This is a genomic window from Lysobacter niastensis (genome assembly GCF_015453285.1).
Classification (GTDB): Bacteria; Pseudomonadota; Gammaproteobacteria; order Xanthomonadales; family Xanthomonadaceae; genus Lysobacter_J; species Lysobacter_J niastensis.
In genome coordinates this window covers 351092-372024 of record NZ_JADLZT010000001.1, presented here as the reverse complement: position 1 = coordinate 372024, position 20933 = coordinate 351092, and the positions used below count along the sequence as shown (strand labels likewise).

General features: G+C 67.5%; 17 protein-coding genes. 3 read left to right on the top strand and 14 right to left on the bottom strand.

Going from position 1 to position 20933, the window contains the following annotated elements:
* Positions 1-92 precede the first annotated feature (92 nt).
* On the bottom strand, positions 93-2090 hold the full coding sequence (locus IU514_RS01665; protein WP_194929323.1) for an OPT family oligopeptide transporter: 1998 nt from the start codon (positions 2088-2090) through the stop codon (positions 93-95).
* A gap of 154 nt (positions 2091-2244) precedes the next feature.
* On the opposite strand from IU514_RS01665, the gene IU514_RS01660 reads away from it, so the two are divergent.
* Positions 2245-4200, top strand: a complete 1956-nt coding sequence (locus IU514_RS01660) for a peptide MFS transporter (RefSeq protein ID WP_194929322.1) — start codon at positions 2245-2247, stop codon at positions 4198-4200.
* Positions 4201-4274: 74 nt separating this feature from the next.
* On the opposite strand, the gene IU514_RS01655 is transcribed toward IU514_RS01660, so the two are convergent.
* From IU514_RS01655 to ssb, 6 genes are all read right to left on the bottom strand, one after another.
* On the bottom strand, positions 4275-6287 hold the full coding sequence (locus IU514_RS01655; RefSeq protein WP_194929321.1) for an alpha/beta hydrolase family protein: 2013 nt from the start codon (positions 6285-6287) through the stop codon (positions 4275-4277).
* 134 nt (positions 6288-6421) lie between these two features.
* Positions 6422-7312 carry a dTDP-4-dehydrorhamnose reductase gene (gene rfbD, locus IU514_RS01650; RefSeq protein ID WP_194929320.1) on the bottom strand — a complete coding sequence of 297 codons (891 nt, stop codon included), beginning with the start codon at positions 7310-7312 and terminating at the stop codon, positions 6422-6424.
* 10 nt (positions 7313-7322) lie between these two features.
* Positions 7323-7880 (bottom strand): dTDP-4-dehydrorhamnose 3,5-epimerase, encoded by a 558-nt coding sequence (gene rfbC, locus IU514_RS01645; RefSeq protein WP_194929319.1) that lies wholly within the window; start codon positions 7878-7880, stop codon positions 7323-7325.
* Positions 7877-8761 (bottom strand): glucose-1-phosphate thymidylyltransferase RfbA, encoded by an 885-nt coding sequence (gene rfbA, locus IU514_RS01640; protein WP_194929318.1) that lies wholly within the window; start codon positions 8759-8761, stop codon positions 7877-7879. The genes rfbC and rfbA overlap by 4 nt, the downstream gene beginning before the upstream one ends.
* A gap of 9 nt (positions 8762-8770) precedes the next feature.
* Positions 8771-9823: a dTDP-glucose 4,6-dehydratase gene (rfbB, locus tag IU514_RS01635; protein WP_194929317.1), complete on the bottom strand. Its 1053-nt coding sequence runs from the start codon at positions 9821-9823 to the stop codon at positions 8771-8773.
* 75 nt (positions 9824-9898) lie between these two features.
* Positions 9899-10408, bottom strand: a complete 510-nt coding sequence (ssb, locus tag IU514_RS01630) for a single-stranded DNA-binding protein (RefSeq protein WP_194929316.1) — start codon at positions 10406-10408, stop codon at positions 9899-9901.
* 173 nt (positions 10409-10581) lie between these two features.
* Between ssb and IU514_RS01625 the strand changes: the two genes are divergently transcribed.
* Complete coding sequence (locus IU514_RS01625) at positions 10582-11580, top strand: polyprenyl synthetase family protein (RefSeq protein ID WP_194929315.1); 999 nt, start codon at positions 10582-10584, stop codon at positions 11578-11580.
* Positions 11581-11598: 18 nt separating this feature from the next.
* On the opposite strand, the gene IU514_RS01620 is transcribed toward IU514_RS01625, so the two are convergent.
* The 4 genes from IU514_RS01620 to IU514_RS01605 all read right to left on the bottom strand — a co-directional run bounded on the left by IU514_RS01620 (position 11599) and on the right by IU514_RS01605 (position 17812).
* On the bottom strand, positions 11599-12396 hold the full coding sequence (locus IU514_RS01620) for a dienelactone hydrolase family protein (protein ID WP_194929314.1): 798 nt from the start codon (positions 12394-12396) through the stop codon (positions 11599-11601).
* A gap of 76 nt (positions 12397-12472) precedes the next feature.
* Positions 12473-13891: a UDP-N-acetylmuramoyl-L-alanine--D-glutamate ligase gene (murD, locus tag IU514_RS01615; RefSeq protein ID WP_386760443.1), complete on the bottom strand. Its 1419-nt coding sequence runs from the start codon at positions 13889-13891 to the stop codon at positions 12473-12475.
* Positions 13872-15233 (bottom strand): UDP-N-acetyl-alpha-D-muramoyl-L-alanyl-L-glutamate epimerase, encoded by a 1362-nt coding sequence (murL, locus tag IU514_RS01610; RefSeq protein ID WP_194929312.1) that lies wholly within the window; start codon positions 15231-15233, stop codon positions 13872-13874. Before murL ends, murD begins: the two co-directional genes overlap by 20 nt.
* A complete protein-coding gene (locus IU514_RS01605; RefSeq protein ID WP_194929311.1) occupies positions 15230-17812 on the bottom strand; it encodes a bifunctional aspartate kinase/diaminopimelate decarboxylase in 2583 nt (860 codons plus the stop codon). Before IU514_RS01605 ends, murL begins: the two co-directional genes overlap by 4 nt.
* Positions 17813-18011: 199 nt before the next feature.
* Between IU514_RS01605 and IU514_RS01600 the strand changes: the two genes are divergently transcribed.
* Entirely contained in the window at positions 18012-18893 is an 882-nt protein-coding gene (locus IU514_RS01600; protein ID WP_194929310.1) for a PhzF family phenazine biosynthesis protein, read from the top strand.
* A gap of 78 nt (positions 18894-18971) precedes the next feature.
* On the opposite strand, the gene IU514_RS01595 is transcribed toward IU514_RS01600, so the two are convergent.
* From IU514_RS01595 to IU514_RS01585, 3 genes are all read right to left on the bottom strand, one after another.
* Entirely contained in the window at positions 18972-19646 is a 675-nt protein-coding gene (locus tag IU514_RS01595; RefSeq protein WP_194929309.1) for a glycine zipper 2TM domain-containing protein, read from the bottom strand.
* A gap of 101 nt (positions 19647-19747) precedes the next feature.
* Complete coding sequence (locus IU514_RS01590; protein WP_194929308.1) at positions 19748-20428, bottom strand: alpha/beta hydrolase; 681 nt, start codon at positions 20426-20428, stop codon at positions 19748-19750.
* A 40-nt stretch (positions 20429-20468) separates the two neighbouring features.
* Positions 20469-20906, bottom strand: a complete 438-nt coding sequence (locus tag IU514_RS01585; protein ID WP_194929307.1) for an OsmC family protein — start codon at positions 20904-20906, stop codon at positions 20469-20471.
* Positions 20907-20933: the final 27 nt, after the last annotated feature.

Sequence of the window (20933 nt, the reverse complement as noted above, 5' to 3'; positions counted from 1 at the left end):
GGATGGTAGGCGCGGGGACCGCCGGCGGCAAAGGCCGGCGGTCATGCGGACAGGACAGGCACGCTGAACAGGCGAACCGGCCTGTGTCCCGCTCAGGTGGAAGCGCGGCGGCTCGTGTTGGCGGCCCAGCGGTACAGCGCCAGCATGACGATCACGAACGAGGCACCGCCGATCCAGACCGAGGTGCCAGCGAAGTCCGGGCCGACCACCGCGAGCGGCGCATCCTTGCCGGAGAACGCGACGATCGCCGCGATCGCCACGCCCAGCAGGCCTTCGCCGACGATCATGCCGGACGCAAGCAGCACGCCGAGCTGCTTGGTGGCCTCCGGCTTGGGACCGCGCTCGGCGCGACGGTCGTAGATCGCACCCGCGATCGCACCGACCACCACCATCAGCGTGGCCGACGTCGGCAGGTAGATGCCCAGGCCCACCGCCAGCGGCGAGAGATGCGCCGACTTGGTCGTGCGCCGCAGCACGGTATCCAGCACGATCAGCCCGACGCCGATCAGTGCACCGGTCGTGATCAGGCTCCAGTCGATGTTGTTGGTGATCACGCCCTGCGCCAGCGCCGAGATCAGACCGGCCTGCGGCGCCGCCAGCGCCTTCGACGGATCGGCGCCCGGAGCACCGGCGAAGCCGTAGGCCTGGTTGAGCAGGTCGAGGATCGGCGGAATGATCGCCGCACCGGCAACGACGCCGATGATCAGCGCCCACTGCTGTTTGGCCGGGGTGGCATCGACCAGCTGGCCGGTCTTCAGGTCCTGCAGGTTGTTGTTGGCGATCGTCGCGATCGAGAACACCATCGCGGTGACGAACAATGCGAATGCCACCAGACCCTGCTCGTGGCCAGGCGCAAGCATCGGCTTGATGCCGAGCACCAGCAGCAGGCCCGCGCCAATCACCGCGAGGATGCCGATGCCCGACACCGGCGTGTTGGACGAACCGATCAGGCCCGCCATGTAGCCGCACACCGCCGAGACGAGGAAGCCCATCACCACGCAGTAGATGAGGCCGCCCGCGACGAGCGGTACGACGTGGTCGCCGAGGCCGCTTTCGACGCTCAGGTGCGCGAACAGCCAGCCGATCGGCAGCAGGCTGGCGAGCGAAATGATGCCGACGAGGCCGATCGGGATGTCCTGCTCCACTCGCGGCAGCGCGCCGGCCTGCCCGGCCTTGCGTACCCGCGACGCCGCCATCGCCGAGCCGAGGCCGCTGGCCACGGGCTTGATCAGCTTGAGCAGCGTCCAGATCGCCGCGACACCGATCGTGCCGGCACCGAGGAAGCGCACCTGCTGGCTCCAGGTCGCCTGAGCCACGTCCGCGGCGGCGCCGGTGGCGCCGGACAGTGCAGAGAAATGCGGCACGCCCCAGCCCCAGCCGATCACGGCACCGAGCAGCATCGCGACGCCGACCCACAAGCCGACCAGGTGGCCGACCGCGAACAACGCCATCGACAGCGCGAAGTCGAAGCCGGTGACGGGCCCTTTGTCGCCACCGCCGATGCGGAAGTAGTGGGCGACGTCGCTCGCGAACACGCGCGTCGCCACGATCACCGCGAACACCGCCGAGGCGATGGCGCCCCAGACCACCGCCAGCAGTCCGGCGCGACTTTCCTCGACTCCCTCCGCCTCGCCGCCGCTGCCGACCTTCAGCACCTCGGCGCAAGCCACGCCTTCCGGATACGGCAGGTCGGAACCGGTGACCAGCGCGCGCCGCAGCGGGATCGAATACATCACGCCCAGCACGCCGCCGAGCAGGCAGATGAGGAACGACTCCCAGTACGGGAACCCGGTCCACCAGCCGATCATCACCAGGCCCGGCAGCACGAAGATGATCGAGGAGAGCGTTCCCGCCGCGGAGGCGACGGTCTGCACGATGTTGTTCTCCTGGATCGTCGAGTCCTTGAACCCGCGCAGGAGCGCCATCGAGATCACCGCGGCCGGGATCGACGTGGCGAAGGTGAGGCCCGCCTTCAAGCCGAAGAAGACATTCGCCGCAGTGAACAGCACGGTGATGACGACGCCGAGGATGAGGCCACGGATGGTCAGCTCTTTGCGCGGCTCCAGGCCGGACAAGTTCTTTTTGCTCACGGATTCGGGCCCCCAGGCGAATGACGCGGCAGTATTGCAGACGCCGGCCCGCAGGCGCGAGCCACCCCGAGCCACCCGTCCGTGGCGTACGGAAACCATGGCTCCGCGTGGTCCGGCATGCGGGCTACACTCCGGCGGTCCTACAGGAGCCCGCATGTCCGCCGTTTCCAGCCATCTTTCCGACGTCCCTGCGGCCGACTCGCGCGACGAACTGTTCGGCCACCCCAAAGGCGTCTTCGTCTGTTTCTTCACCGAGATGTGGGAGCGCTTCTCCTTCTACGGAATGAAGGCGCTGCTGCTGCTCTACCTGCTGCAGCACCACAAGTTCGGTGACCGCGCCGGCCTCGACGTGCTGGGTGCCTACGGCGGCCTGGTCTACTGCGTGCCGGTGATCGGCGGCCTGCTCGCCGACCGCTTCCTGGGCATGCGCAAGGCGGTGATCTTCGGCGGCTTGCTATTGGTCGCCGGCCACATCGGCATGGCGGTGGAGGGCGCTGCCGCGACCACGGTCAACGGCGTCGTGGTCCGCGACGAGGGCGCGCTGCGCGTGTTCTACCTGTCGCTGGCGCTGATCATCATGGGCGTGGGCTTCCTCAAGCCCAACGTTTCGACGATCGTCGGCCGGCTGTATCCCGAAAACGATCCGCGCCGCGATTCGGGCTTCTCGCTGTTCGTCGCCGGCATCAACCTCGGCGGCCTGTTCGCCTCGATCGTGTGCGGCTACCTCGGCCAGACCTACGGCTGGAAGTACGGCTTTGGCGCGGCCGGCATCGGCATGCTGCTCGGACTGGCGCAGTTCCTGTGGGGCCGCAAATACCTGCGCGGCATCGCCGAACCACCGAAGCCGCTGAGCCGTTCGCGCGAATGGACGATCTATGCGCTGGCGATCCTCGGCCTGCTGCCGGTCGCCTGGCTGATGCACGCGGTGACGGCGATCCGCCTCGGCCCCGATACGATCCGCTGGACGTATTACATCGTGATCATGGCGCTGGCGGGCATCACCTGGACGATGTGGCACGGCCTGCGTCGCGACGATGCCCAGCCGAAGCCGCTGACGGCCTACGCGCCTTCGCTGCTCGTGTTCGCCGGCATCGGAATCGCGGTGAACTGGCTGTCGGCTCGCTATGGCGTACTGGATTTCTTCGTCGAGGAAGCGACGCTGGCGCTGGTGCTGATGTCGGTGGTGTTCCTGGCCGTGGGCTTCTGGTACGCCGGCTTCGTCACCCGTGGCTGCAGCAAGGTCGAAGCGCAGCGCATGGGCGCGATGATGGTGATGATCTTCGCCGCGCTGATCTTCTACACGCTGTACGAGCAGACGTATGGCTCGTGGGTGACGTTCACCGACCGCCTGCTGGGCAAGGACCTCTTCCCGTCGCTGGTGATCCGTGAAGGCACGCCGTGGCCGTGGTCGATCCCCGCCCTGCTGTTCGCACCGATCGCCTTCGTCACCGCATCGTCGATCTCCGAGCGCACACCCGGCTCGCCGTGGCCACGTTCACTGCTGATGCTGGCGATGCTGGCGATGCTGGCCGCGCTGGTACACGACGCCGTGCTGTTGCCGCAGACGGCGGGTTCGCTCACCTACCTGGGGTCGATGTTCATCGTGCTGCTGGCGCCGCTGTTCGCGGTCATCTGGACCCGACTGGACAAGCGCGGGCTCGACCCGTCGAAGCCGGCCAAGTCGGCGATGGGCCTGCTGTTCGCCGGCCTGAGCTTCCTGCCGCTGGTGTGGGCCGCGCAGCATGCCGGCGCCACCGGCACGCTGGCGAGCGTCTGGTGGCTGGTGCTTGCATACCTGCTGCTCGAACTCGGCGAGATGTGCCTGTACCCGGTCGGACTGTCCGCCGTCACCCAGTTGTCGGTGCCGCGCGTGGTCAGCCTGATGATGGGCACCTGGTTTCTGGCGACGGCATTCTCGGAAACGCTGGCCGCGCTGTTCGGCAAGCTCGCCGCCCTCGACATACCGGAGGGTGCCGCCATCGACTTCGCCATGGCCGGCGAAAAGTACGCCAACCTGTTCCTGCTGCTGATGTGGATCGGCATCGGCTGGGCAGTGCTGGCCTTCGCCGTATCGCCGCTGCTGCGACGGATGATGCATGGCGTGAAGTAGCCTTAACGCCAATCGGCCCGCAGAAAAAGAAACGGCGCCCGAAGGCGCCGTTTCTTTTGATGGCACAAGCCTTCCTACTTCGCGGCCTTGCCTTCGCCAGCGCCGGCGGTGGCGGTGGCGACGCCGCCGCCAAGACTGCGCGACAGGAACGCCAGCAGGCGCGTATAGAACTCTTCCTGGTGCTCAGGCTTGTAGAAGCCGTGGCCTTCGGTGTCGTAGTAAAGCGTCTCCACCGTCACGCCGTTCTTGCGCAGCGCCTGCTCCATCATCCGGCTGTGCGCGATCGGCGCACGCTCGTCCTCGCCACCGGCCGCAAGGAACACCGGCACCTTGATGCGCGCGGCCAGGTTGGTGGGAGAAACGGCACGCAGCGCTTCGCGCTCGCCAACCCAATCCCTCAGATAGGTCTCGCCGGAGCCACGCTCCTGGACATCGCCGTGCGTGAGCATCGTAGGCAGGTCATAGACACCGATGTAGCCCACGGCACAGCGGTACAGATCGGGCTCCTTGGCCACGCCCATCAACGAGGCATAACCGCCGTAGCTGCCTCCGAAGATGCAGATACGCTTGGAGTCCGCATAGCCCTGCTGCGAAGCCCAGCGGGTCGCATCGGTGAGGTCGTCCTGCATCTTGCCGCCCCACTCGCGGCCGCCTGCCTGCTCGAAGGCCTGCCCATAACCGCCGGAGCCGCGATAGTTCAACTGCAGCACGGCGTAGCCCGCCTGTGCCAGCATCTGTCCAAAGTTGTTGAAGCCCCACCCATCGCGGACGCCGAACGGACCACCGTGCGGCATGACCACCATCGGCAGCGGCTTGTCGCCCGCTCCCTTCGGTCGGGTGATGTAGCCATGCAGCTTGATGCCGTCGCGCGCGGTGATGGCGATCGGCTGCATCTGCGCCTGCAGTTCGGGGTCGAACCACTGCCTGCGGGAGAGCACATGCGATGCCTTCTTGGCGACGGTGTCGTACAGGTAGAAATCCCCGGGGTTGCGATCGCCGAACACCTCCACCAGGGCCAGGCGGCTGTCCGCGGTCTGCGAAGTGATCACCACGCCATCACCGCCGAACGCCGCCTCGAGGCTCTGCTGCAGCCGGGCCTCGGGCGCGCTCTGGTCGAAGAACGCCGTGCGCGGCTTGCCGTCCATGAAATACGCGCCAATCGGAATCCGCGTGCCGTTGCGGTAAATGATGGTGCCAGGATCGGTATCGTCGTCACGCAGGATTTCGGTGCGCTTCCTGGTCGCCAGATCCATTGCCACGATGGCATCGGGGCCTTGGGGCATCTCGACCCTCAGGTACGCGACCTTGTCGTCGGCGGAGAATCCGATGGGTGTTTCGAACCGCCCGTCCTTCTCGATGGCGACCAGTTCCCACTCCGACTTGTCGTCTGCGCGGTAGAACAGCTTCCGGATGTTGTCGCTGTTGGCGCCAGCGCCAAAGCGCACCGCGCCCTTGTTGTCCAGGAAGAAGTTCGCGTTGCGCACGGGAACCGATGCCTCGCGCGTCATGCGGCCAGAAAAAGTGTCCAGGCGCTGGACGGTGGTGAACAGGTCCCTGTCCGGGGCATTCGCGTCCAGGTATGGAGTCGCCGCGACCAGCACCGAGCGCGCGTCGGCGGCAGCCGGCGGAGCGTCGATGAGGAACGCGCCTACCTTGTTGTTCCCCTTCTTCGGCTTGATCGTCGTGCCCGCGCCGCCGTCGTCGATGCGCCAGCCCACCAGGTTTTCCAGTTTGCTGCCGTCTGCATTCATCGCGTACAGCTCGCCCGTGGGCCTGGGCCTTTCCATCAAGCCAAACTTCTCGGCCGGGCTGATCATCAGGCGATCGGGCGTGACCCAGTCGAAGGCGTAGATGTCCGTGTGTTCGGCCAGCTTGAAGCTGCCGATGAACTTGTTGGTGGTGCGCTCGAGGACCACCAGGATCGTTCGATCCTCCAGCGGAACCGTGGCCGCGAAGTACTGCCCATTCGGCGACATCTTGATGTCGTCGAACTGGTCCTTGCGCGTGTATGCCTTCACATCCACGTCCGCGGCCATGGTGGCCGGCGACAGCGCCAGCAGCGCCGCCAGAAGTGCGATTGCCTTCATTCTCCCCCCCACTCCTGTGAAATGATCCAAGGCCATCCATCGGCCACGCGCAGGATGTGTCCTTGCGCGCTCGCACAGGCTAGCTCAATGGACTGCCGCTTTGCATCAAAGCGGCTTGTCACAGAAGGGCCGGGTCAGGGCGCCCTGTCGAAGGTCTCGGTCAGCGCTCGGCGCCAATCAGGCAAGCGCACATCGAAGTCGCCGCGCAATGCTGCGGTGTCGAGCACCGAGTAAGCGGGACGCCGGGCTGGCGTGGGGTACTCGGAGGTCGTGATGGCCGTCACGTTTGGATGCCGCACCATGCGATGGCGAGATACCGCCTCTTCGAAAATCGCATTGGCGAAGCCATGCCAGGTGGTTTCGCCCGCGGCGACCAGGTGGCGAACGCCGGATTCACTGACACCCTTTTCGAGGACCTGGGCGGTGACGTCGGCGATCAGCCAGGCCGGCGTCGGCGAGCCACGCTGGTCGGACACCACGCGCAGTTCGTCACGCTCGGCGCCGACGCGCAGCATCGTGCGCAGGAAATTGTTGCCGTACATCCCATACACCCACGCCGTGCGCAGGATCATGTGCCTGGCACCGCTGGCGCGGATGGCCTCTTCGCCTGCCAGCTTGCTGGCGCCATAGACTCCCAGCGGCGCCGTCGCATCATCCTCGCGATAGGGACGCGTTCCGCTGCCGTCGAACACGTAGTCGGTCGAGTAGTGAACCAGCGTGATGCCACGGGCGGCGCAGGTTTCGGCCAAGCGACCTGGCCCCTCCGCATTGGCGCGGAACGCCGCTGCGGCATCGTCTTCGGCGCGATCGACCGCGGTGTAGGCCGTCGCGTTGACGACGACTTCCGGCAGGATGCGATCCAGCAACGGCTCGATCGCGTCCAGTTCCGACAGGTCAAGCCGCTCGCACACTTCTCCGTCGACCTCGCCGCTGCGCGTGGTGACCACCACCTCGCCCAACGAGGCCAGGCTGCGACGCAGTTCATGGCCGACCTGGCCATTGCCTCCTAGAAGCAGGATCCTCATGGCCCGTAACTCATGGGACGTAAATCGGAAGGCGGTCTTCCGGCACCTCGTCGAGGAACGGAGCGCGCGCGTCCTTGTCGGACAGGGCCACGTCGGTCACCGGCCAGTCGATTCCGAGCTTCGCATCGTTCCAGCGGATGCCGGCATCGGCGCTGGCGTCATACGTCGCCGTGCACAGATAACTGAAGACCGCGCGCTCGCTCAGCGTGACGAAGCCATGCGCAAACCCTTCCGGAATCCAGAAATGGCGCTTGTTCTCCGCACTCAGCAGCACCGCCGTCCAACGACCGAAGTGCGGCGAACCCCGACGGATGTCGACGGCCACGTCCCAGACCTCGCCCTCGACGACGGAGACATACTTGCCCTGCGGATTGGGCCACTGGTAATGCAGGCCGCGCAGCACGCCACGCACCGACGAGGACACGTTGCCCTGCACGAACTTCGGCTGCAGGCCGTGCTCGGCGAGCTTGTCGCTGTTGAAGGATTCGAAGAAGAAGCCGCGGGCGTCACCAAAGACCCGCGGTTCGACGACCACGCAGCCGGGCAGATCGGTTTCGATGATCTTCATGGCACGTAACCGCGGTCGACCAGGCTCAGCAGGTACTGGCCGTAGCCGTTCTTGGCCAGCGGTTTGGCCAGCGCATTGAGCTGCTCGGCATCGATCCAGCCGTTGTTCCAGGCGATCTCCTCCGGGCAGCAGACGCGCAGGCCCTGGCGGGCTTCGATGGTCTCGATGTAGTTGGACGCCTCCAGCAGCGACTGGTGCGTGCCGGTGTCGAGCCAGGCGTAGCCGCGGCCGAGCTGCTCCAGGTGCAGCGAGCCCTCCTCGAGGTAGCGGGCGTTGAGATCGGTGATCTCGAGTTCGCCACGCGCGGACGGCTTGAGTTGCGAAGCGAACTCGCTGGCGCGGCCGTCGTAGAAATACAGGCCGGTGACTGCATAGTTGGAACGCGGCTTGACCGGCTTTTCTTCCAGCCCAATCACCTTTCCATCATTGTCGAACTCGGCGACACCGTAACGCTCCGGGTCCTTGACCCAGTAGCCGAACACGGTTGCGCCATGGTCACGCTCGCCCGCGCGCTTGAGCATCGCGGTCAGGCCGGGGCCGTGGAAGATGTTGTCGCCCAGGACCAGGCAGCTCGGCTGGCCGTCGACGAAATCGCGGCCGATCAGGTACGCCTGCGCCAGGCCGTCCGGGCTGGGCTGCACCGCGTACTCGATACGCATGCCCCACTGCGAGCCGTCGCCAAGCAGGGTCTGGAACAGGGGCTGCTCGTGCGGCGTGTTGATCACCAGCACTTCGCGGATGCCCGCCAGCATCAGCACGCTGAGCGGGTAATAGATCATCGGCTTGTCGTACACCGGCAGCAGCTGCTTGCTGATGCCCTGCGTGATCGGATACAGCCGGGTGCCGGATCCACCGGCGAGAATGATGCCCTTACGGTTCATGTTCGTTCCTCAGGCCTGTCCAATGCGTTCGAGGCGGTAGCTGCCGTCGAGCACGCGCTGGACCCACGGCTGGTTACCGAGGTACCAGTCGACGGTCTGGGCGATGCCCTGTTCGAACGTCACCGTCGGTGCCCACCCCAGCTCGTTCTGGAGCTTGGACGCATCGATGGCGTAGCGGCGATCGTGACCAGGGCGGTCCTTGACGAAGGTGATCAGCGATTCGCGCGCACGGCCGTCCGGCAGCGGGCTGCGCTCGTCGAGCAGCTTGCAGATCGTCTTCACGACAAAAATGTTCTCGCGCTCGGCATCGCCACCGACGTTGTAGGTCTCGCCGACGCGGCCGGCGTCCAGCACGCGACGGATGGCGGCGCAGTGATCGCCGACGAACAGCCAGTCACGCACGTTCCTGCCATCGCCATAGACCGGCAGCGGCTCGCCGGCCAGCGCCTTGGCGATGATCAGCGGGATGAGCTTTTCGGGGAACTGGAACTGACCGTAGTTGTTGGAGCAGTTGGTGGTCAGCACCGGCAGGCCATAGGTGTGGTGGAAGGCGCGGACCAGATGGTCGGACGCAGCCTTCGACGCGGAGTACGGCGAGTTGGGGGCGTACGGGGTTTCCTCGGTGAACTTGCCGGTGTCGCCGAGCGTGCCGTAGACCTCGTCGGTCGACACGTGCAGGAAGCGGAACGCGGCACGGCCGGCTTCGTCGAGCGACTTCCAGTAGTCGCGCGTCTTCTCCAGCAGGCTGAGCGTGCCGACGACGTTGGTCTGCACGAAGGCCGCCGGGCCGTCGATCGAGCGGTCGACGTGGCTTTCGGCCGCGAAGTTGATCACCGCGTCGGGGTGGTGCTCGCGCAACAACTGCTCGACCAGTGCGGCATCGCCGATATCGCCCTGCACGAACAGGTGATTCGGATCCGACTGGATCGAGGCCAGGGTATCGAGATTACCCGCATAGGTGAGTGCGTCGAGGTTGATAACCCGCACTCCCTGCTTTACGGCGTCGAGAACGAAATTGCCGCCGATGAAACCTGCGCCGCCAGTCACAAGCCAAGTACGCACTAGTAAAACTCCATTTATCAAAACAATGCCGCGGCCGCAGCCCGTCCGGCCGCGGCAGTTTTCATGCGATCGGGATCAGAACGGGATGTCGTCGTCGGCGAAATCGTCGGCGAAATCGTTGGACTTGGCCGGCGGGGCTTCGCGGCGCGGGGCCGCTTCCTGGCGCGCCGGCGGACGCGACTGGCGCTCGCCGCCGCCGCGGTACTCGCCGCGGCTTCCACCGCCACCGCCACCGCCGCCACCCTCACCGGCGCGGCCACCGAGCATCTGCATCTCGTCGGCGATGATGTCGGTCGAATAGCGCTCCGTACCATCCTGGCCGGTGTACTTGTCGTAGCGGATGGAACCTTCGACGTAGACCTGGCTGCCCTTGCGCAGGTATTCGCCGGCGATCTCGCCGAGCTTGCCGAAGAAGGTCACGCGGTGCCATTCGGTGCGCTCCTGCGTATTGCCTTCACGATCCTTGCGCACGCTGGTGGTCGCCAGGCTGACCTTGGTCACCGCCATGCCACCCTGGGTGTATTTCGTTTCGGGGTCGTTGCCGAGGTTGCCGACCAGGATGACCTTGTTGATGCCGCGTGCCATGGGTTCGTGTGTCCTTCGCTGTGCCGCCGGGGCTGGCGACTGACATTGGAGTATAACGGGCCGCCGCGGGGTCGGCCCGGCACTTCGTGGCATGTAGGCGATTCCCTTGACGGAGCCGGGGGCGGCCGTTCGGCGACGCCGTATAATCCGGCCTCCATCGAGCCGGTCCGCCCATGCAATCCACGACCCCGACCCTGCCCGTCCCCGACCTGGTGGCGATCCAGTCCCTGGCCCGGGAGGACATGGCGGCGGTCGATGCGCTGATCCGGCGACGGCTGGCCTCGGACGTCGTCCTGATCAACCAGGTCTCCGAGTACATCATCGGCGCCGGCGGCAAGCGGCTTCGTCCGATGCTGCTCCTGCTGGCAGCCGGAGCGCTCGGCCACCGCGGACCGGATGCGCACCAGCTCGCCGCGGTCGTCGAGTTCATCCACACCGCCACCCTGCTCCACGACGACGTCGTCGACGAATCCAACCTGCGCCGCGGCCGCAAGACCGCCAACGCGGTCTGGGGCAATGCTGCCAGCGTGCTGGTGGGCGACTTCCTGTACTCGCGCAGCTTCCAGCTGATGGTCGAGCTGGAGCGGATGGCGGTCATGCAGATCCTGGCCGACACCACCAACCAGATCGCCGAGGGCGAGGTGCTTCAGTTGCTGCACGTGCGCAACCCGGACACCGACGAGGCCGCGTACCTGCGGGTGATCGAGCGCAAGACGGCGGTGCTGTTCGCGGCCGCGACTCGTCTGGGCGCCCTGCTGTCGGGTGCCGACGAGGCGACCTGCGATGCCCTGCACGACTACGGGCTCAACCTCGGGTACGCGTTCCAGATCGCCGACGATGTCCTGGACTACGCCTCCGATGCGCAGACGCTGGGCAAGAACCTGGGCGACGACCTGGCCGAGGGCAAGGCCACGCTGCCGCTGATCCATGCGATCTCCCACAGCGACGAGTCCACCTGCGCTCGCCTGCGGCACGCGATCGAGCATGGCGACACCGGCGCGCTGCCGGAGGTCCTGGCGGCAATCCACGCCACCGGCGGCCTCGACTACAGCCGCCGCCGCGCCAGCGAGTACGCGCAAGCCGCCGAGCGCGCGCTCGACGGCATCGCGGACAATGACTACACGATGGCACTGCGCGGCCTGGCCCGCTACGCCGTCAGCCGCGACCACTGATCGCGGCGGCAGGTCCTCTCACGGCCTGGCGGCCGCGAAACGCTCGTCAAAGAAGTCGCGCATCATTTTTTCCGCGCGTCGCGATGCCTTGGGGTCGTAGACGCAGCCCGGCGGGTTGTTGGCTTCGGGCACTGCGAAGCAGTGCACGGCACCGCTGAAGTTGACGAACTGCCAATCGGCGCCGGCCGCATCCATCTCCTTCTCGAAACTGGCGATGTCCTCGTCGGTGACGCTGCGGTCGTCGGCACCGTTCAGGACCAGCGCCGGGGTGCGTGCCGAATCGTCCTTGGCCGGGAGTGGCGTGGAGAGGGCGCCGTGGAAGCTGACCACGCCGGCGACTTCGCTGCCTCCGCGCACCAGCTCCAAAGCGGAAGTGCCTCCGAAGCAGAAGCCGAACGCCCCAACCCTGGTCGCATCGACCGGCGCCTTGCCGGCCTGCGCTTTCAGGACGTCGACCGCCTTTTCCATCCTCGCGCGCAGCACCGGGCGGTCATCGCGCAGCGGACCGGCCACCTTTCCGGCCTCGTCGTCGTTCTTCGGCCGGATTTTCGTCCCATACATGTCAGCTACGAGCACCACGTAGTCGTCGCCGGCGAACTGCCGGGCGCGCTCGATCGCAGCGGGCGTGATGCCCTTCCAGTCCGGCACCATCACCAGGCCCGGGCGCTTGATCGCATTGGCGTCGTCGTAAACCAGGATGCCGGTGTAGGAGTCCTTGCCGATGCTCCACTCCACCGGATTGGCCTGCATCGCCGCGTGGGCGGGCAACAAAACGGCGCTCAACGCCAGGCTGGCTGCGGAAACGAGACGGCGCATGGCGGCTCTCCTGTCGGGTGCGAGCAGACTAGCCGCCCCGCCTGCCGCCCCGACGTGAAGGCGCCCCCCGCGCGGGTCAGGCGATGCCGAGTCCCGGAATGGCGCTGATCATGTCCGGATCGAAGCCGGCCAGCTCTGCGAAATGCCGGCCGCGCGCCACGTAATCGCGATACATGCCGAAGCTCGGCGCGCCCGGCGACAGCAGCACGACGCCCTCGCCGCCCAGCGCGGCCTGCGCCTGCGTCATCGCGTCGGCGAGATCGTTCGCCGCGCCGAGATGGAAACCGCCCTGTGCTGCCACCGGCTCCAGCAGCGCGTGGATACGCGGCCCGTTCTGGCCCATGGTGATCACCGCCAGCGGTGCGTGCGTGCGCATCGCATCGGCGAACTCCTCCCACGGCAGGCCGCGGTCGTGGCCGCCGACGAGGATGGCGACGCGGCGGTTGCCGAAGCAGTCCAGCGCGGCGAGGCTCGCGTGCGGCGTGGTGCTGATCGAATCATTGACGTAGGCGACGCCGTCGCGGGTACCGAGCGTCTGCAGCCGGTGCGGTAGCGGCCGGAACGACCCTGCATGCGGCGCCAGCTTCTTCGCATCCAGGCCCAACGCCTCGATCGCGGTCAGCACGGCGCACAAGTTGCCGCGGTTGTGGCGCCCCGGCAGCGGCAGCGAGCGCGTATCCATCACGAAATCGTCGCCTCGGTAAAGGTCGTCCTCGCGCAGATGCCAACCCTGTGCATCGGCGAAGCGACGCACGTCGCTGTCCGCCAGCGACAACGCCGTGAGGCGCTTGTCGTTGGCGTTGATGATCGCGACCCGCGGCGCGGCCTCGGTCAGCAGGCGCAGTTTGTCTTCGACATAGCGCGCTTCCGAACCGTGCCAGTCCAGATGCTCGGGAAACACATTCAGCGCCACCGCGACCTGCGGATGCGCGCCGCTGTGGGCGACATCGCCGGTCTGGTAGCTCGACAGCTCGATCACCCAGAATTCCGGCGGCTGCGCGACATCGAGCACCTCGAGCAGCGGCAGGCCGATGTTGCCGGCCAGCCCGGTGACATGGCCGCCAGCGCGCAGCAGGTGCGCCAGCAGCGCGGTGGTGGTGCTCTTGCCCTTGGTACCGGTCACGCAGATGGTGCGCGGGACGACGCCATCGGCGCCGGCATGCTCGCCGAACCACAGCGCGGTGCCGCCGATGAAACGCGTTCCCGCAGCAGCGGCCGTCACGGCCTCCGCCCGATACGGGCTGATTCCAGGCGACTTCACGACCACATCGAAGGCCGACAACCGTTCCGCGCTGGCGTCCGTTTCGGTCGCCAGATGCGCATCGCCGAGCGCAGCGGCCTCGGCCGCCTCTTCGGCATTGCAGAACAGCGTGAGCGGCAGTGCCGACAGGCGTGAGCGGATCGCCCGATACGCGGCGCGACCCTCGCGGCCCCAGCCCCAGAGCGCGACCTTGCTGTCCTCGAGTTGCCCGAACTTAAGCGGCGAGGTGCGCACGCAGTCGTTCCCACAGGCGCGGCGGAATCCGCTGCTCGTCGTCGATGACGAGCAGCGGCTCGATGCGCAGGTCGGCTTCATCGAGCTGCGGACGGATTTCCTGCGCGAACCGCTCGACCAGCGCGTCCTCGCGCCATTCCGGGCGCCCGGCCAACGCGGCCATCGCCGCACGCGATTCACGGCCCTCGCCGACGCACTCGAACGGCTTGTGGTCCTGGAACTCCAGCAGCGCGTCGTAGCCGCCGGTCTGCGCCGTGTCGTCGAGCAGGTTGCGGCCGAAGATGCCCATCAGGCGCGGCTTGGGCATGAACGGCGCCAGCGCGAGGAACACGAAGTGGCACTTCGGGCAGACACCGCACCAGCGGTTGGCCGGGCGTTCGCCGAGGATGTGGAAGTTGCGGTTGCAGCTGCTGAAGTGCGCGTCGTACCGGTCGGTGCGCGTGAACTGGCGCGCCACGGCAAGTTCGCTCAGCGGACGCAGCAGCGAGTAGTAATGAAGGTCGGCTGCGATCTCGCGCTGGATGTAGTCGCCCAAGGCGGACTCGAACGCCCAGCCCTTCGACCACTGGTGGTTCACCTCGCCGGTGCCCTCGATCAGGCTGCCGTAACTGGCCGAACGCTCGTTGGAGAACACGACCTGGTCGACGCCATGCAGCAGCGCCGCCAGCACCATGATCACCGAGTTCACCGCCGTCACGGGGATGTGGCCGTTCCAAGCGCCTTCACGGTTGTAGTCGAACAGCTGCGGCGCCAGCGCGCGACCGATGTTGAGCGTCGGCAGGCCGGTGCGCTCGGCGCAGGCGCGGATCAGCTGCGAGCCGCCGATCCAGGTCACGGTCTGCGCGACATCCAGTGCACGCAGTGCCTCGATGCTGACCAGCGAATCCTTGCCGCCGCCGATCGCCACCAGCGCGTGCTCGCGCAGGCCGAGCACCGGCGCGGCGGGCGCCGCGGTTTCGCCATGCGGGAATTTGATCCTGCCGTGCAGGTTCAAGCCGTTGCGGTACGCGAACTCGCCCAGTCCGTTGACGTAGATGGTTTCCAGGAACGCAGCGGTATCTGCATCGATGGCGTAGCTGTCGATGCGGATTTCCTCCGGAACCGCGGCTTTGTAGTAGCTGACGCCGGTGATCAGGTGCAGCAGCCGCAGCGCGCGCTCGACCGCGGCGGCGCGCGCGCCGTCCAGCGCGAACGGCGCGCCGGGCACCGTGATCGTCTCAATCAGTTCCGGGCCGTCGTCGAAGGCGTACACCAGCTGCGCGACACCGGACTGGGCATCGAAGCCGCAGCGTACGAACCGGAATGCCCGGATGGCATCGCGGTTGAATTTCCACTCACTCATTCAATGATTTCCTCTGCCGGCAGGGCCCGCAGGTTGTAGGTGTTGGCCATCGCCATGCCGTAGGCGCCGGCATCGGCAACCAGCATCACGTCGCCCTCGGCGGTCGCCAGCGGCAGCGTGCGGCCACGACCGATCACGTCGCTGCTCTCGCAGATCGGGCCGACCACGTCGAACGTCGCGGTGACCGCATCGTCGAGCCGGCTCAGGTTGAAGATGCCGTGGTAGGCCTCGTACATCGCCGGGCGCATCAGCGCGTTCATGCCGCCGTCGCAGCCGATGCGCAGCACGCCGTCCTTCTCCACCGTCTGCGTGACGGTGAGCAGCAGCGCGCCGCTCTCGGCCACCAGGTAACGGCCCGGCTCGATCACCAGCCCGTAGCGCGGATAGGCCGCCTTGATCTCCTCGAGCCCGGCGCGCCATAGCCCCAGGTCGAACTCCGGCGATTCCGGCGTGTACGGGATCGGCAGGCCACCGCCGATGTCGATGCTCTCGATCGTGCCGACGTTGTCGGCCAGGCCGGCCAGGTGCGCGTACACGCCACGCCAGTGTTGCGGATCCTCGATGCCGCTGCCCAGATGTGCATGCAGGCCGCTGATGCGCATGCCGAGCTTGCGTGCGTGCTCGACAAAGGCATCGAAGCGCGTCATCGGCAGACCGAACTTTGCCGCCACCCCACCGGTGCGGACTTTTTCGTGGTGGCCTTCGCCGTGGCCGAGGTCGATGCGCAGCCAGATCGTGCGGCCGCGGAATACTTCCGGCCAACGCTGCAACGCTTCGATGTTGTCGAGCGTGACGGTCACGCCGCGCGCGAAAGCTTCCTCGTACTCGCGGCGAGGCGCGAAGCTCGGCGTGAACAGCACGCGGCCCGGATCGATCTGCGGCAGCGTGGCGAAGACGTGCTCGATTTCGCCCAGCGACACGCACTCCAGGCCGAAGCCCTCCTCGACTATCGTGCGCAGGATGGCCGGGTGGGGATTGGCCTTGATCGCGTAGAAGCAGCGGTCGACCGCGTTCGCCGCGCTCAGCGAGCGGGCGCGCTCGCGGACGGTATCCAGATCGTAGACGTAACGCGGCGTGCCCTGCTGCGCGAGCGCAAGCAACTGCTCGGGGCGGCCGCGCCACCACGCCGGTGCACGCTGCGGCTTGCCATGCGCGATCTCGCGCCAGCTCGGGCCGAACACGGTGTCGTCGCGAACCGGCATCGCACGGCTGCGGATCAGCTCGGCGTGCAGGTGCGGCAGCAGGCCATCGGCATCGGCTTCATCGATGACGAAGGTCAGGTTGAGGTCGTTGGACGACTGCGAGATCAGGTGCACGCGCTCGCGCCCGAACGTCGCCCAGATGTCCGACAGGCGATGCAGCAGCGAACGCATGCCGCGGCCGACCAGCGTGATCGCCGCGCACGGCGCGATCACCTTGACCCGGCACACTTCGGCCAGGTCCGCGCTGAGCGCTTCCAGCACGTTGGAGTTGACCAGGTTCTCGCTCGGGTCGAGCGAGACGGTGACGTTCGTTTCCGAGGAACCAATCAGGTCGATCGACAGGCCGTGGCGCTTGAAGCGCTCGAACACGTCGGCCAGGAAGCCGACCTGCTGCCACATGCCGATGCTTTCCATCGACACCAGCACGATGCCGTTGCGCCGGCTGATCGCCTTGACGCCCGGGACGGTCGCGGCGCTCGCGTCGATGCGCGTGCCGGGCAGTTCGGGACGCTCGGTGTCGAGAATGGCCATGGCCACACCGGCGTCGCGGCACGGTGCGATCGAGCGCGGGTGCAGCACCTTGGCGCCGGTCGTGGCGATTTCCTGCGCTTCGGCGTAATGCAGGCGCGTCAGCAGGCGTGCATCGGGCACTTCGCGCGGGTTGGCGCTGAACATGCCCGGCACGTCGGTCCAGATCTCCACGCGCTGCGCCTTCAGCAACGCGCCGAAGTACGCCGCCGACGTATCGGAACCACCGCGTCCGAGAATGGCCGTACCGCCGTCTCCATGCCGCGCAATGAAGCCCTGGGTGAGCAGCATCGGCGCCTGCTGCACCGCGAAGCGTTCGGCGAAGCCGCGATCGCCATCGAGACGGCAGTTCACCGACAGGCGCTGAGCCCAGGCACTGGCATTGGGCAACGACACGGCGTCGAGCCACTGGCGCGCATCGCACCAGCCGAAATCGTGCCCCTGCCGGCGCAGGTAGGCGGCGCCCAGCGTGGACGACAGCAGCTCGCCCTGCGCCAGCACTTCCGCCTGCCAGTCGAGCGTGCGCTCCGGCGCGCGCGCATCACCGGCGAGTGCTTGCAACGCGGCCAGGCGTTCGCCGAGCACGGAATCGGGATCGAGATCGAGCTCGGCGCAGAACGCGCGGTGGCGCTCGACCAGGGCGGCGATGCGCGCATCGATCGCATCACCATTGGCGATCGCCTGCAGCTCGTTGGTCACGCCCGACAGCGCCGACACCACGACCAGCACGCGCGCACCGTCTTCGGCCATGCGTTTGGAGGCGAGGCGTCCGATGGTGTCCCAACGATTCCGGCGAGACACCGATGTGCCGCCGAACTTGAGTACTACCCAGCGATTCACTTCCGCCACCGCAACTGCCCTCGTGATATTTCGATCTGGTCGATGATTGGGTTGATTACGTCTGCAACCGTCCGGGCACGCGGCCCGGACAGCACCTAGAATGACGCACCCGCCGGCAGACGGCGGCGCGGTGCAGCATAAAGACCGCGATTCTAGTCGAATAATCCCAGTCGAACCCCCCACCCATGTCCGCTCGGTTCCCCACCCGATGACCCTCCGCCGCTACCTGCAACTGGACGTCTTCGCCGACCGTCCCGGCGCCGGCAATCCCCTCGCCGTGGTTCTCGACGCAGATGGGCTGAACGACGCCGCCATGCAGGCGATCGCCCGCTGGACGCGGCTGCCGGAAACCACGTTCGTGTTTCCTCCGTCCCAAGCCGGCGCCAGCTACCGCATCCGCATGTTCAGCCCGCGCCGCGAGGTGCCCTTCGCCGGGCATCCCAGCGTCGGCACCGCCCATGTCGTGCTGGAGGCAGGCCTGGCGCAACTGAACGGCGGTCAATTGCTGCAGGAGGGCGTGGCCGGACTGCTGCCGCTGGCGGTGGAAGGCGAAGGCGCGCAGCGCCGGATCTCGGTGCGCACGCCGCACGCACGCGTGGTCGAGATCGCCGAACATCCAGCCCCGCGCCTGGCGGCGGCCATGCGCGGACTGACTCCCGGCACGTTGCCGCCGGCCCTGATGGACGGCGGGCGCCGCTGGTGGATTGTGGAACTGGCCAGCGAGTCGGCTCTGCGCGGCGCCACGCCGGATTGGGACGCCGTCGCCGCGTTGGCCGAAGGCACCGAGAGCATGGGCCTGTGCGCGTTCGCCCGGGCCGATGCGGGACGCGATTACGGCCTGGTCGTCCGCGCCTTCGTCGGCGCGCCGGCGCGCTTCGAGGACGCCGCCTCGGGCGCGGCCAACGCGACGCTGGCCGCCTGGCTCAGCCACAACCGCGCCCTGCCCGGCAGCGGCGGTCGCTACACCGTCAGCCAGGGCCGCGAAGTGGGTTTCGACGCGCGTCTGCACCTGCGTGTCGATGCCGATGGCGACGTGTGGTCCGGCGGCCAGGTCTGCAACGTGGTGCGCGGAACCATCGACTGGCCCTGAGCCTTCCGGCCCCGTCAGGACACCGGAAAAGAAAGGGGCCTTCCCTGGCCCCTCGCTCCCTCACCCTCTCTCACTCTCTTATTCCGGCCGCACGTCGACCCGCACGCGCATGCGGTCGCCGGGGTGGTAATTCGTGCGCGTGGTGTAGGTGCGCCCGGCGTACTCGTAGGTGACGTCGTAGGCACTGCTGTTGCGGTCGCCTGTTGGATAGCCATTTCCGACCGGCACCGGATCGCACACGCGCACCGCGCCGACGCGGTCGTTGTCGCGCTTGCTCTGCTCGTAGATCTGGCGCCCCGCCATGCCGCCCACCATCGAGCCGATCGCGGAGGTCGCGTAACGGGCGCTGCCACCGCCGACCTGGCTTCCGACGGCGGCGCCGACGATGCCGCCGATCACCGTCGCCACCGTGCGACCGGTTTCCGTGCCTGCGGTATTGCGCCGGTAGTTGCCGTACTGGTCGTAGTAGCCGTCATCGCCGCGGTAACTGCCATCTTCGTAGCCGCCGTAACCATTGCTTCCGTTGACGTAGGTCGGACGCTCGTAACAGCGCTGCGAGGTCGACGTCGAGTAGCGGTCGAAGACCGGATCGACGCGGATCACGCGGGCGTAGTCGACCTGGCTGCTCTGGCCATAAACCGGCTGGCCATAGGAGCCCGGACTGGAATACGTCTGGGCCGAACCCACCACCGAGGCACCGGACAGCACCAGGACGGCCAGGGCCTGCAGAGGACTGACGAGCGGGCGATTCATTCGTGGACTCCCACGCCGGAATGGCGCGAGCGGATCGTCGAATCGCAGCCAGCAACCCCTGCTGAATCCAGCGGGCTTGCGGCGTGAAGCCGGAAGCGGGTTTACCTCGCCGACAGCCAGACCGCCGCCTGCGTCGCCACCGAGGCGGCATCGCGGCCGAGCAACGGGCCGACGTGACTGGCCTGCGGCAGTCGCAACAAGGTGGCATTCCACGCGTCCGCCAACGCTTCGGTCAGAGCGGCGGGCACGTCCTCGTCGCTGCCGGACGCGATGCACAGCACCGGGCAAGCCGGCACGGCGACTTCGATGCCCTGCTGCGCCGCGCGCAGTACCGCCCCGGACTCGTCGCGCCAGCGCCGCAGCGCATGCAGCGCGGTGGCGTCGTCGGAATCGGGCAGCGCCCTGCGCGTCGTCGCCAGCCGCGCGTCACGCGCCCAGTGCACGATGTCGCCCCGATCCTTCGCCGGCATCCGGCCGGCCCACGGTGCCGGTGGCATCGGATTCACCAGGACCAGCGCATCGGCCTGCGTGGAGCACGCCATCGCGAGCAGTCCGCCCAGGCTGGCACCGACCAGCGCTCGCGGACGCGGGAGAGAAGCCAGCGCCGCCGCGACCTGCGCCGCGTAATCGTCGAATCCGGTGGCGGCGAGGCCGGATGCGGCCGGACGCAGGTCCTCGGCCACGGCCTCGATGCCGTGCGCCGCGAACACCGCCCGCCACACGCTCCACTCCCACGCGCCGCCACCGGCCCCGTGCAACATCAACGCCTGCCTGACGGTCATGGCCGCGCCGCCTGCCGGCCGCGCGGCCCAGACACCCCGCTCAACCCTGCAGGGTCGCCGTCAGCGACACCGGCACGGAGAGGGCGCGCGAGATCACGCAGCCTGCCTTGGCTGCCTCGGCAATCTGCTGGAACTGTTCGGGGGTGAGTCCCGGCACCCTGGCGCTGACGATCAGGTGCACGCCCGTGATGGTGGGGCCCGGGTCCATACCCGGCTCCATCGTGGCCTCGGCGCGGGTCTCGATGCGGTCCGGCGTGAAGCCGGATTTTCCCAGCACCGCCGACAAGGCCATGCTGAAGCAGCCGGCATGGGCGGCGGCCAGCAATTCCTCGGGATTGGTGCCCTTCTCGTCCCCGAAGCGGGTCTTGAAGGAGTAGTTCTGCCCGGCGAAGAGGCCGCTTTGGGGCGTGCTCATCGAACCCTTGCCGGCCTGCAGGTCACCCTGCCAGATCGCTTCCGCGTAACGCTTGAAACCCATGTCACGGCTCCATCGAGGGGGACGCAA